Origin of the sequence: Microvirga zambiensis WSM3693, assembly GCF_016735695.1 — a bacterium.
GTDB classification, from domain to species: domain Bacteria; phylum Pseudomonadota; class Alphaproteobacteria; order Rhizobiales; family Beijerinckiaceae; genus Microvirga; species Microvirga zambiensis.
In genome coordinates, this window is record NZ_JAERQD010000019.1 from 21,458 (window position 1) to 33,989 (window position 12,532).

Below are 12,532 nucleotides of genomic sequence, written 5' to 3' on the forward strand. Positions count from 1 at the left end.
CGCGACGCGTCATGGCCGTCCCCGGACTTGGTCCGGGGATCAGCCCGGCCATCCCGATGCGAAAGGCGTTGCGCTCCACCGATCGGGATCACCGGCACGAGGCCGGTTATGACGTAGCTGGGGTCATACCCGGCCTTACGGCCGCTTTGCCGTCCTTGCGTTTCGTGCTCTATCGGCGGAAGCAACGAAAATGCCCGCATGTCCCTCGCCCGGTCGCCCCTCATCCCCGGCCTCATTGCCCTGATCGGCGCCTTGAGCCTCGCGTCGCTCGTCGTCGGCCCAGCGCCGATCACGGTTCCCATGGCCCTGAAGGCGCTCGTGTCGGACCAGGGAGCGGCGAGCATCGTGGTGCGGGAGATCCGCCTGCCGCGCACGCTCCTCGCCCTCATGATCGGCTGGGTCTTCGGACTGTCGGGCGCAGGCCTGCAGGGCCTGCTGCGCAACCCGCTCGCCGACACCGCCGTGTTCGGCGCGCCGCAGGCGGCGGCCTTCGGAGCCGTGCTCGTGATCTATTCCGGGCTCATCGGCACCCTGTCCTGGGCCCTGCCTTTTGCTGCCATCGCCGGCGCGCTTCTCTCCGTCACCCTCGTGGTGGCGGTCGCGGGGCGCAGCGCCACTATCGTCGTGCTCGTGCTGGCGGGACTTGCCGTCGGCAGCCTGGCGGGAGCGGGCACGTCGCTCGCCATCAGCCTGTCGCCCAATCCCTTCGCGGTCACGGAGATCGTGTTCTGGCTCCTCGGCTCCTTCGAGGACCGCTCCATGATCCACGTGTTCCTGGCGGTGCCCTTCATCCTCCTCGCCACGATCCTGCTCCTCGCGGCCGCGCCGGGCCTGCGGGCTCTCGCACTCGGCGAGGACACGGCGCGAAGCCTCGGGATCCACGTGCCGCGCCTTAAGGTCCTCATCGTCGCAGGCGCCGCCATCGGCACCGGCGCCTCGGTGGCGGTCGCCGGGTCGATCGGCTTCGTCGGTCTCGTGGCGCCCCATCTCGTGCGTTCCTTCGTGGGCTACGACCCGGCCCGCACCCTCGTGCCGGCGGGTCTTGCCGGGGCGGCGCTTCTGATTGGCGCCGACATAGCCGTGCGGCTCATCCCGTCGCAAGGAGAGGTGAAGGTCGGCGTGCTGACCGCCCTGCTCGGCGTCCCGTTCTTCCTGTGGGTGATCGCCCGCCGCAAGGCGGAGCTGGTGGAGACGCCCGCATGAAGCCGCACCGCATGCTCCTGGAAGCCCGTGCCCTGTCGGTGAGTTTCGGCGAGAACCGCGCCCTCGCCGGGCTCGATCTCGCGCTCGAGCCCGGCCGCTTCACGGTGCTGATCGGCCCGAACGGCGCCGGCAAGACGACCCTGCTGCGGTCGCTAGCCGGGCTGATCGCGCCGGGTGCCGGCGCCGTGACCCTCGACGGCATGCCCCTTGCGCGCATGCGCCTCTCCGAGCGGGCGCGGGCCATCGCCTATCTGCCGCAGGGCGGCAGCATCGCCTGGCCGCTGCCGGTCGCGACGGTGGTGGCCCTCGGCCGCCTGCCGCATGGAGAGAGGCCGGATGCTCTCTCCCTCGCCGGGCGGGATGCGGTCGCGGACGCCCTTCGCTCGGTCGGGCTGCAGGATTTCGCGCAGCGGCCCGCCACGGCGCTCTCCGGCGGCGAGCGCGCGCGGGTGCTGCTGGCCCGCGCTCTCGCGACGCAGGCGCCCGTGCTCCTCGTCGACGAACCCGTCGCCGCCCTCGATCCACGCCATCAGCTCGTGGTGCTCAACCTCCTGAAGGCCCAGGCCCGGGCCGGCGCGACGGTCGTCGCCATCATGCACGATCTGACGCTCGCTGCCCGCTTCGCCGACGATATCGTCCTGCTCAGACAGGGAAAAATCGACGCCTATGGTTCGCCCGGGAGCGTCATGACCGCGCCGCGTCTCGCCGCAATTTTCGGCATCGTGACGCGGATCCTGCAGGAGGCGGAGGGCATCGTGATCGTCGCGGAAAGCGCTCTGCCCGAGGCCTGACAGGATTGCAGCGTGGGCATCGAATAAGTCATAGCGTTACATTGACAAAGAAGAGAGCCCGACCGATACCCGCTGACAGGGCATGGCAAAGTTATGAATCGGCAGGGTCTCAAGAAAGCGCTCATCGTAGTGCACGATCTCGTGATGACGGGCGTGGCCGTCGTCGCGACCTTCTACGTGCGCTTCGAAGGCTCGTTTCTCCTGGACCGACTGGTTCACCTGCCGCTGTTCCTGCCGCCCTTCATCGCCTTTGCCGGCGTCGTCTACTGGTGGTCTCAGCTTTACAAATCCAAGTGGCGCTTTGCGTCGCTGCCGGATCTGTTCAACATCTTCCGCGCCGCGACCATCCTGGCGGTCACCCTGCTGGTGGTGGACTACATTCTCGTCTCGCCGCAGCTTCGCGGCACATTCTTTTTCGGCAAGATCACCATCGCCCTCTACTGGCTGATCCAGATGTTCCTGCTGGGCGGTCCGCGGCTTGCCTTCCGCTACATGAAATATGCGCGCTCGCGCCACACCCTGCAGCGCGATGCCAGCACGCCGACCCTGCTGCTCGGGCGCGGCAGCGATATCGAGGTGATCCTGCGCGCCATCGAGGCCGGTACGGTCAAGAAGACCCAGCCCAAGGGCATCCTGTCCTGGCGCACCGACGATCTCGGGCAGTCCATGCGCGGCGTTCCCGTGCTCGGCACCTTCACCGATCTCGATCAGGTCATCCAGGATTTCCACGAGCGCGGCACGCCGATCCGCCGCCTGCTGGCGACGCCGAGCGCACTGGCGCCGGAGGCGAATCCCGACATGCTACTCGCCCGGGCCCGGCGCCTGGGTCTCCCGCTGGTGCGGGTCACGAGCCTCGGCGAGGGCATGCGCGATGCCGAGCTCGCACCGCTGGAGATCGAGGACCTGCTGCTGCGCCCGACCGTGCAGATCGACCGCAAGCGGCTCGAGACTTTCATCCGCGGCAAGCGCGTGCTGGTCACGGGCGGCGGCGGCTCCATCGGTTCGGAGATCTGCACCCGGGTCGTCGCCTTCGGCGCCAGCGATCTCATGATCCTGGAAAGCTCCGAGCCGTCCCTGCACCACATTCTCGAGAACCCGACCCTGCTGTCGAGCGACACCAATGTGGACGGCGTCATCGCCGACGTGCGCGACCGGGAGCGGGTGCTCGAGGTGATGAGCGCGTTCGGGCCCGAGGTGGTCTTCCATGCGGCCGCCCTCAAGCACGTGCCATATCTCGAGAAGCACTGGACCGAGGGCATCAAGACCAACGTCTTCGGCTCGGTCAACGTGGCCGACGCGGCGGTGGAAGCCGGTGCCGACACCATCGTCATGATCTCGACCGACAAGGCGATCGACCCGGTCTCGATGTTGGGGGCCACCAAGCGCTTCGCCGAGATGTATGGGCAGGCTTTGGACGCGGAATTCGCGGGGCGCAACGGCGCCACGCGCATCATCGCCGTGCGCTTCGGCAACGTTTTGGGTTCGGTCGGCTCCGTGGTGCCGAAATTCAAGGCGCAGATCGCCCGCGGCGGGCCGATCACCGTCACGCATCCCGACATGGTGCGCTACTTCATGACCACCCGCGAGGCGGCGGATCTTGTGCTCACCTCGGCCTCCCATGCGGAGGAGATCCGCGCCGTGACCGAGCGGACCAACGGCGAGGAGCGCGCGTCGGTCTATGTGCTGAAGATGGGCCAGCCCGTGCGCATCTACGAATTGGCCGAGCGCATGATCCGGCTCGCCGGCTACGAGCCCGGCGAGGACATCGAGATCGCCGTGACCGGCACGCGCCCGGGCGAGCGCCTGCACGAGATCCTCTTCGCCCGCGAGGAACCGCGCACGGAGATCGGCATCGACGGCGTCATGGCCGCCAAGCCCATCTTCGCCGATCGCGACCGAGTCGACGGATGGCTCCAGATCCTCACCCGCGCCATCCGCGAGGGCGACCGGGCCCTGGCCGAGCGGGTGTTCGAAGAGGCGATTCCGGAATTCAAGCGCCGGAAGCCGGCGCCCCAGCCTGTCGAGACAGTTCCGCAAGCGCGTCTCGCGTCGAACTGACCGGCTGCCACCCCAGGTCTTTCAAGGCCTGCGGATCAGCGACCAGCGAGCCCGCCAGACGCTCGTAGGCCTCGCCCTTTCCCGCAAGCGATGCGGCTCCCCTGAGAATGAAGGACGGCACCGGAACGAGGCCCGGTCCGCGGCCGAGGCCCTGGCGCAGGGCCGTCACGATCTCGGGGATCGTCACAGGCTCCGGATCGGCGACGATGAAGGGGCGCCGCAGGGGGCCGTCGGCTCTCAGCACCGTGTCGATGGCAGACGTGAGATTGTCGAGGGAGAGCAGCGAGCGCTTCGCCCTCAATCCGCCGAGCGGCAGCGGCCAGGGCGACTGCGCCAGGGCGAGCAGGGCTGCCATGTTGCCCTTCACGCCGGGGCCGTAGACGAGCACGGGACGCAACGCCGCCCAGTCGAGGCCAAGCGCGGCGAGGCCCCGCTCCGCCTCGAGCTTCGAGCGGCCGTAGGGGTCGGTCGGCTGCGGTTCCTCGGCCTCGGTGAGAATGGTCTGCGCCGCCGGTCCGCTCTGGGCGCGGATCGAGGACAGGAAGACGAAGCGCTTCACCCCGGCCCGCTCGGCAGCCTGGGCGAGCTTGATCGTCGCCTCGGTGTTGATGGTGCGGTAATCGTCCTCCGGCCGCCCCGACATGGCGTGCGCCAGACCGGCCGAATGGATCACCATGTCCACGTCGCGCAGCGCCGCCGCCATGTTGTGCGGCGAGGCGATGTCGCCGATCACGGCGCTCGCCGCGCCCGGCGGCACCTCGGACGGGCGGCGCAGCAGCACCCGGACCCGGTAGCCGCGCTTCGGCAGCTCGCTGAGAAGATGGCGGCCGATGAAGCCCGTGGCGCCGGTCAGGGCAATCAGGGGTGCATTCATCGGGAAAACTCCAATCGGGCCTGGGAGAAGCGTCTGAGAACCAGGCCGACGAGAACGATGCCCGCGGCAAGCGCCGCGATCTGCACAGTGCCTGACGGCCAGACGAGCGTGATCGTGGCGAGGCCGGCGAGAACGAGGTTGAGCCCGAACACATGAGCGCTGACGTTAAGCGCAGAGAAGCCGTTGTCGGTGGCCTTCTGGTAGAAATGGCTGCGATGCGCCTCCCACACCTTCTCGCCGCGGGAAAGGCGGCGTAGCAGGGTGATGGTGGCATCCATCAGGTAATAGAGCGGCAGCAGGATCGCCGCAGCGAGTCCGCCCGCTCCGGCAAGCTGCAGCAGCATCCAGCCGACGAGAAGGCCGATCGGCAGCGAGCCGACATCGCCGAGGAAGAGCCGCGCGACGGGCTTGTTGAAGGGGGCGAAGCCGAGGAGCGCGCCGCACAAAGCTGCGGCGATATAATTGACTTCCGGAACGATCGTCTCCGCAGGCAAAGATTTCGTCGCCAAGACATACAAGGGAGCGATGGCGGCGGTCACAGGCACCATCTCGGCCACCGTGATCCAGTCGAGCCCATCCATGAAGTTGACGAGGTTCACGAACCAGACGCCGCCGAGAACGAGAAAAGCCTGCTCCACGACGAGAGGAACAGCTTCCGGCAGCACCCGCACGCCGCTCGTCACGACGATTGCGGCGACAGCACCGACCTGCAAGAGCAGGCGTGGAACCGCAGGCAGGGGGCGGATGTCATCCACGGCGCCGACGACGGCCAGAGTCAGGGTGGCGATCACCAGGACCGTGAAGGCGGTCGGCGGAAAGCTGCCCGTGAGCATGAGGCCGATGGGCATGAGAAGGCAGGCGCCGATCACCGCGATCCCACCGCCTTGGGGAGTCGGGATCGTGTGGCTTGAGCGAGCGTTGGGCCGTGCCATCGCATAGCGCACGAGCAATGGCTTCAGGCCCAGGATCAGCAGAGCCGAAACAAGAGCGGACCCCAACACGACGAGGAGGAAGATAAAGGACAACACGAGCTCGACCGGAACCATCTCAAGCCCCGTGATACCCGCGATACCACTCGACGAAGCGTCCGATGCCGTCCTTCAGCGAGGTCGATGGCGCGAAGCCCACGTCGCGGCGCAGGTCCGTCACGTCGGCGCGGGTTTCCAGCACGTCGCCGGGAGGCAGAGGCACGTCCACGCGGTTGGCCTTCTTGCCCAGCGCCTCCTCGATCAGGGCGATCAGATCGTTCACGTTCTCAGGGCTGTCGTTGCCGATATTGTAGACCCGGTGCGGCGCCGGGCCGGTGGCGGGATCGGGCCGCTCCGCGTTCCAGGACGGATCCGGCCGCGGTACACGGTCCACCAGCCGCACGATCCCCTCCACGATGTCGTCCACGTAGGTGAAGTCGCGCCAAACGTCACCCGCATTGGCGACCTGGATCTCGCGTCCTTCAGCGATGGCATGGGTGAACTTGTAGACCGCCATGTCGGGCCGGCCCCAGGGGCCGTAGACGGTGAAGAAGCGTAAGGCCGTCGCGGGCAGGCCGAACAGGGAGGCGTAGGAATGCGCCATCATCTCGTTCGCCTTCTTGGTGGCGGCATAGAGGCTGATCGGGTGATCGGTGTTGTCGTGCTCGGAGAAGGGCAGCTTGCGGTTGGCGCCGTAGACCGAACTCGACGAGGCATAGACGAGGTGCTGGATCTGCCCATGCCGGCAGGCCTCCAGCATGTTCATGAAGCCCATCAGGTTCGAGGCGGCATAGGGCCGCGGATCGACGAAGCGCACGCCCGGCTGGGCGGCGAGGTGGATCACCTTTTCGAAGCGGTGCTCCCGGAAGAGCTCCTGCGTCGCCTGCGCGTCGGCGAGATCCAGGCGTTCGCCGAGAAAGGTGTTGTGCGGGGCAAGCCGGGAGAACCGGGCCTCCTTCAGGCTCACGTCGTAATAGGGCGTGAAGCTGTCGACCCCGACGACCCGATGGCCCTCGGCCATAAGCCGCTGCGCCACATGGAAGCCGATGAAGCCCGCCGCGCCCGTCACTAGAATAGGAGCTGACATGAAGGTGCCCGCCAGATGATGGTGGCGGGCACCATAGTGGATTTTGCGGCAAAGGGGAGAGCGTTCGTTGCCTTTGAAGGGAGCGCTCCCGGATAGGCTGCCTAGACCACGAAGAAGTCCTTGTAGGTGAGGACAAGGTTCTTCTTGAGCTGGGCGAAGGCGACGGCGGCTCCGAACCCCGATCCGTCGGCATCGTAGCTCAGCAGGCCGGTGGCGGAATCGTAGATCAGATGATCATCCGCATCGAGCGCCCGGGTGCCGATTGTGAAGAACCCGCTCTGCAGCTGGACCGGCCGGGCGCTCGTACCCGCGCCGAGCTGGGTGAAGACCGCGTTGTCGAGCCAGATGCTGTCATCCGCCACGTCGAAGTCGCGAATCGTGTCGAGATTGCCGCCCGCATTGAGCCTGGTGTCGAACACGAAGATGTCGCGCCCCGCATTGCCGAACAGCACGTCGTTGCCTGTTCCGCCATAGATCGTGTCATGGCCGGAGCTGCCATAGACGGTGTCGTTTCCGGCATCGCCATAGACCTCATCATTGCCGGAGCCGCCATTGACCGTGTCGTTGCCGGAACCGCCGGAGACCCGGTCGTCGCCGGCGCCGCCGGTGAGCTCATCGTTGCCGGAGCCGCCGGAGAGCCGATCGTCGCCTTTATAGCCGTTGACGCGGTCGTTCCCGGTGCCGCCCTGGAGCTGGTCGCTGCCCGTGCCACCGAAGATTGAGTCGCGGCCCGAGCCGCCGATGACCGTGTCGTTACCGGTGCCGCTGTGAATCCAGTCGTTGCCCGCCAGGCCCTGCAGGACGTTGTTGCCATCGTTTCCGTGCAGCACGTTGTGGAGGCTGTTGGCCAGCACATTGGCGTCGGCGTTGCCGGTCAGGCTCAGGTTCTCGACGTTGCCGGGCAGGTTGACCGTGCCCGATCCTCCGAAGAACACGTGATCGACGCCGCTCGTCCCGAGGCCGGACGTGAGCTGCGAGGGATCCGTGATCGTGATGTCGACGCCGCCGCCCGTATTGGGGACCACCACCGGACCTGGGTCCGACGGGGGCAGAACGTGCTCGATGACGATGGCGCGCTGGCCGGCGAGGGAGGCCGGGCTTCCGGGCGCCGGAAGCGTCAGGGCCGCATCGTCGTTGGCGATGTTGCGGATCGTTGCGCCGTTCAGCGCCAGGGCCAAAGCTGATTGATAATCCAGATCCGCGCTCACATCGCCATCCTGCACCTGATAGGCGAAGGTCAGGACATTGCTGCCGGAGCCCGAGAGATAGACCGCGGAACGATCGATGCTGCCCGTCTCCAGGAGCAGGGTCGGGTTGCCGCCGGCCGCGTTCACGAGCACCGCCTGGTCGAAGGTCACGGTCACGTAAAGAACATCGCCGGCCCGGTAGGTGCCGTCGGGATTCGTGACATTCACATTCGTGACCGAGGGCTCGAGACTGTCGACGTCGATGACGATGGTATCGCTGTCGGTCTGTGCCCCGCCGCTTCCGGTGGATCCGAGGTCCGACGTCGTGATCGCGAGGCTGGCCGGGCCGTAATAGCCGGCCGTCGGCGTGAAGACCAATCCGTTCAGGGCAGCGTTGATGCTGGCGAGGGTGCCTTCGAACGTCATCGTCGCATCCGCTGTGCCGGAGCCGATGAGGAAGCTCACGCCCGACAAGTCCGAGAGCGTGATCAGGCCATGCGCTGCGGTCAGCGTCACGCGGACGTTGCCGCCTCCCAGGTCGGAATCAGACACGGAAATGAGGTTGCCGCTACCGGCGCTGAACACCAGGCTCGTGTCCTGCAGCACCGTCTGAGCCAAGGGCACGGAATGGACCGGCGCGTCGTTCACGGCCGTCACGGCGAGCGTCACCGTCGTGGAATCCTGCTGACTGCCTCCGGATCCCGTGCCGCCGTTGTCGTCGATGGCGACGGTGAGGGTCACGTTGGATGTGGCATTCTGCGCGGTCGTGAAGCTGACCTGGCTCGCCGCCAGGAAGGCGTTGATGTCCGAAATCGATCCCGACAGGGTGAGCGCAGTCGAGCCCGAGCCGGACACCGTCACATTCGATCCGCTGGTGGCGAAGAGCGTGCCGGAGCCAACCGTCAGGGAGACCTCGACGACGCTGCTTCCCGCATCCACGTCACTGAAGCTGATACCGGTCAGCGCCGTGGGCACGTCCTCGGATACGGCGACGGAGCCGGGGGCCGTGACATTCGGCGCATCGTTGACGGGCGCGACATCCAGGGTGAGGGTCGCGCTGCCGGTCTTCGCACCGCCTGAACCCGTGTTGCCGTTGTCGCTGATCGCGACGTTCAGCGTCAGGTTTCCAGAGAAATTGGAAGCGGACGTGAAGGTCACGTTGTTTCCCGCGATGAAGGTATTGATGTTCGCGATGCTGCCCGTCAGCGTCAGGGCGCTGGTCGTGCCGCCGATCGTGACGCCTCCTCCGCTCGTCGCGCTCAAGGCGCCGCTCGCCACGGAGAGGGTCACCGTGACGGAGCTCGAGCCCGCATCAGCATCGCTGAAGCTGATGCCGGTGAGCGCGCCGGCTGTGTCCTCGACGATCGCGATGCTGGACGGCACGGTGACGACAGGCGTGTCGTTGGTGTTCGCGACGCTCACCGTCTTGGTCACGGATGCACTGGTCGCGCCGCCGTCATTGACGGCGAAGCTGATCGTGCGCGTGGCGGTGCTCGGTGTGTCCGAATTGTTGGCGTAGGTCACGCTGCGCAGGGCGGCCTGCCATTGGGCGGCCGTCGCCGTCGCACCCGCCGAGGTGAGCGTGAGCACGCCTGTCGCGGAATTATAGCTGCCGGTGATGTTGCCGGCGGTGAGCCCGTCGTTCACGAACGCCAGCACATCCTGGGCGGAAGCGAAATTGCCGGTGATGCTCACCGTTGCGGAGGCGAAGGTCGCGTTGTCGCTGTCCGAGAGGGTGAGGCCCGAATCGATCACGACCGGCGTGGATGCGGTGTTGTCGCCTTCCGTGAAGGCCGTCGTCCCGCCGCTCGCCGTGACGACGGGGGCGTCGTTGACTGCAGTGACGGTGACGCTGACCGTGTCCGTTGCCGCGGAGAACGGTGTGCTGCCGCCGGATATCGAGGCGTCGACCTTGCTGCCCTGCATCCCGGCCGTCGCGCCGGTCTGATCCCAGGCGTGGTAGGTGAGACTGCCGGTGGTGCCGTTCACCCCATCCGGCACGAAGCGCACGCGATCGATCGCGCGCAGCAGCAGCGCCGCTGCGGACGAGACGGTGCCGATGTCGCTCCAGCTGGCGCCGCCATTTGTGCTGTACTGCCAGGTGCCGTTGTCCGACGCCAAACCGGTGATGGCGATGCCCTCGACCGCATTGAAGTCGACATCCGACACGCTGGTACCGAGAATGCTCCCGACGCTCTGTCCGGGATTGCTAACGTCGGTATCGGTGAGGCCCGTCAGCGTCGGCATGACAGGCGTCAGGACCGGTGCGTCGTTCACCATGGTGTATTGCTCGCCGGCGGTGTAGCCCGACGCGATCGTGTTGTTGGCAGCGTCCTTGATGCCGGTGCCCGAGCCCTTGAGATCGAGACGCAGCGTGCCGAAGCCTGTCAGGCTGCTGACGGTGACGGTGTAGGTGGTGCCCGAGCCGGTCACGGACGAAATGGTGCCGCCAGCCGTGCCGGTAGCGGTCAGGAGGAAGTCGCTCGCATCGACGCCGGTCACGCTCTCGCTGAACACGACCGTATAGGTGACGGTGCTGTCGTTGGTGAATTCGGCGCTGTTCCGGGTGATCGAGTTGACCGTCGGGGGCGTCGTGTCCGGCGGCGGCGTATCGGTGTCGACGACGAGATTGTCGATCCAGAACGACGAGGTCGGGTTGGATGAAGTCGGGAAGACCTTGTAGTCATAAATCGTGATGGGCGCGGTCGTGGCCGCGATCGCCGGATCCCAATCGACATGCGTCCATTGCTCTCCGCCTTCGAACCTGTTGGCAGAGAAATCCGAATCTCCGATGGTCGTGGTCGAGGCTGCGTTCGCGATCGCCATATAGGCGCCGAAGCCGTCATCGACCTGGACCGTTCCGTCATACCTGACATCGGCCGACATGGCCTTGATGAGGTTGCCGTTGATGGCCGTGACCTCGATCTTGAATTCCTGGCCGCCGAAAGCCGGATCTTCGGAGAATGTCAGCCGTCCGTTTACGACGCTGAAGCTCCAGGCACCGGAGGCGGTCACTTTGAACTGCAGACCGTCGATCACGAGAATGCCGTCGCTGGCGTCGCCATCCGTGATCGTCAACGGATCGAATGTAACCGTTCTCCAAGCCATGTATGCCCCCGGCCGAATTTTTAGGAGGGCATCCCTATCAGGCGAGTTGAGTAGCGGGAAGGTAAAGGAGCATGCAAATTGTTTGTGTTATAGTATAAAGATTCATTGAAAGCGAGTTATACTTGGTTAAAGCTATATTCAATTAAGTGACAAAAAACGTTGTTGAACCGATGCTTAAGAGCCGATCAAGGGACACTGTGTGGATGTGGCGGCTTCCGGTCGATTCCGCGGCGTCATCGCGACGCATCCCTTGCCGCTCCCGTTCAGGCCCCCGAAAATCGGCGCTTCGAAGGATCTCGATGGCGAATCGGCGATGAGGTGATCAGCGTTCGCCGACCTGGGCGAGGGCGGGCTCGCGGTGGGCCGGGGCGATCTCGCAATCCGCGGGCTCGAACGCCATGGTCTGGCGCTCGCGGGCGATGAAGGCCGTGGGCATGATGGCCTGCATCTCGGCTTCCGACGCCTTCAGGTAGGCATCGTCATGGCCTGGATAGAGATGGAAGATCGCGAGAGACTTCACGTCGGCGCCCTGGGCGAGCTCGACGCCCTTCTGCCACGTGGAATGGCCCCAGCCGCGGCAATAGGCATATTCGGAAGCCGAGAACATGCCGTCGAAGATCATGAGGTCGGCGCCGTGGACGAAATCGGCGAGACTTGGCTCGGGCCAGAGGTCGCTGTGCTCCACGTCGCTGATGTAGCAGACGCTGCGGCCCCGGTGGTTGATGCGAAAGCCCGTGGCGCCGCCGGGATGGTTCAGGAGATGCGTCTCGACCCGAAATCCGTCGTCGAAGATGAGAGGTTCGCCCGCATGGAAGCCGTGATGCTCGAAACGGGCGGGCAGCTGGCTCAGGCGGACGGGGAAGAGCGGGGGAGCGAAGAGGCGGCTCAGGGGCTCCATGGCGCTCTCGCCGTCGAGATTGCCGCAATAGGTGCGGATCACGCGTTCCTTGGCGAGGAGAGCCGGCTTGAAGAAGGGAAGGCCGCTGATGTGGTCGAGGTGGAGATGGCTGAGGAGGATGTCGATCTTGTCCGGAGCGCTGGGGCCGAGCTCGGCGCCGAGGGCGGCAAGACCGGATCCGGCATCGAAAATGAAGAGGCGCTCGCCGCATCGGACCTCGACGCAGGGAGTGTGCGAGCCAAACTCGACGAATTGCGGGCCGGATGCGCAGGTGGAGCCGCGTGTGCCCCAAAACCGGACCTGCAACGCGTCAGAGGATGCAACACGCCTTACCATGTCAGGATCATGACCAATCGAA

General features: G+C 66.1%; 8 protein-coding genes. 3 read left to right on the forward strand and 5 right to left on the reverse strand.

The window, feature by feature from the left end; genetic code table 11:
• Positions 1-198 precede the first annotated feature (198 nt).
• The 3 genes from JKL46_RS15820 (at position 199) to JKL46_RS15830 (ending at position 4,052) form a co-directional block, all read left to right on the forward strand.
• Positions 199-1,203, forward strand: coding sequence for a FecCD family ABC transporter permease (locus JKL46_RS15820; RefSeq protein WP_201834493.1), 1,005 nt, complete (start codon positions 199-201; stop codon positions 1,201-1,203).
• Positions 1,200-1,994, forward strand: coding sequence for an ABC transporter ATP-binding protein (locus JKL46_RS15825; RefSeq protein WP_246529342.1), 795 nt, complete (start codon positions 1,200-1,202; stop codon positions 1,992-1,994). The genes JKL46_RS15820 and JKL46_RS15825 overlap by 4 nt, the downstream gene beginning before the upstream one ends.
• Before the next feature lie 93 nt (positions 1,995-2,087).
• A complete protein-coding gene (locus JKL46_RS15830) occupies positions 2,088-4,052 on the forward strand; it encodes a nucleoside-diphosphate sugar epimerase/dehydratase (RefSeq protein WP_201834495.1) in 1,965 nt (654 codons plus the stop codon).
• Here JKL46_RS15830 and JKL46_RS15835 read toward each other — a convergent pair.
• From JKL46_RS15835 to JKL46_RS15855, 5 genes are all read right to left on the reverse strand, one after another.
• Complete coding sequence (locus tag JKL46_RS15835; RefSeq protein ID WP_201834498.1) at positions 3,985-4,926, reverse strand: NAD-dependent epimerase/dehydratase family protein; 942 nt, start codon at positions 4,924-4,926, stop codon at positions 3,985-3,987. The two genes, JKL46_RS15830 and JKL46_RS15835, sit on opposite strands and share 68 nt — an antisense overlap.
• Entirely contained in the window at positions 4,923-5,972 is a 1,050-nt protein-coding gene (locus tag JKL46_RS15840; RefSeq protein ID WP_201834500.1) for an MraY family glycosyltransferase, read from the reverse strand. The genes JKL46_RS15835 and JKL46_RS15840 overlap by 4 nt, the downstream gene beginning before the upstream one ends.
• 1 nt (position 5,973) lies before the next feature.
• Positions 5,974-6,981 carry an NAD-dependent epimerase gene (locus tag JKL46_RS15845; protein WP_201834502.1) on the reverse strand — a complete coding sequence of 336 codons (1,008 nt, stop codon included), beginning with the start codon at positions 6,979-6,981 and terminating at the stop codon, positions 5,974-5,976.
• Between the two features lie 101 nt (positions 6,982-7,082).
• A complete protein-coding gene (locus tag JKL46_RS15850) occupies positions 7,083-11,276 on the reverse strand; it encodes a beta strand repeat-containing protein (RefSeq protein WP_201834504.1) in 4,194 nt (1,397 codons plus the stop codon).
• A gap of 322 nt (positions 11,277-11,598) precedes the next feature.
• Positions 11,599-12,510, reverse strand: a complete 912-nt coding sequence (locus JKL46_RS15855) for an MBL fold metallo-hydrolase (RefSeq protein ID WP_201834506.1) — start codon at positions 12,508-12,510, stop codon at positions 11,599-11,601.
• Positions 12,511-12,532: the final 22 nt, after the last annotated feature.

Coding starts and splice junctions, on each gene's coding strand:
- JKL46_RS15825 (WP_246529342.1), top strand. CDS start 1,200: ATGAAGCCGCACCGCATGCTCCTGGAAGCCCGTGCCCTGTCGGTGAGT.
- JKL46_RS15840 (WP_201834500.1), bottom strand. CDS start 5,972: ATGGTTCCGGTCGAGCTCGTGTTGTCCTTTATCTTCCTCCTCGTCGTG.
- JKL46_RS15830 (WP_201834495.1), top strand. CDS start 2,088: ATGAATCGGCAGGGTCTCAAGAAAGCGCTCATCGTAGTGCACGATCTC.
- JKL46_RS15820 (WP_201834493.1), top strand. CDS start 199: ATGTCCCTCGCCCGGTCGCCCCTCATCCCCGGCCTCATTGCCCTGATC.
- JKL46_RS15835 (WP_201834498.1), bottom strand. CDS start 4,926: ATGAATGCACCCCTGATTGCCCTGACCGGCGCCACGGGCTTCATCGGC.
- JKL46_RS15855 (WP_201834506.1), bottom strand. CDS start 12,510: ATGGTAAGGCGTGTTGCATCCTCTGACGCGTTGCAGGTCCGGTTTTGG.
- JKL46_RS15845 (WP_201834502.1), bottom strand. CDS start 6,981: ATGTCAGCTCCTATTCTAGTGACGGGCGCGGCGGGCTTCATCGGCTTC.
- JKL46_RS15850 (WP_201834504.1), bottom strand. CDS start 11,276: ATGGCTTGGAGAACGGTTACATTCGATCCGTTGACGATCACGGATGGC.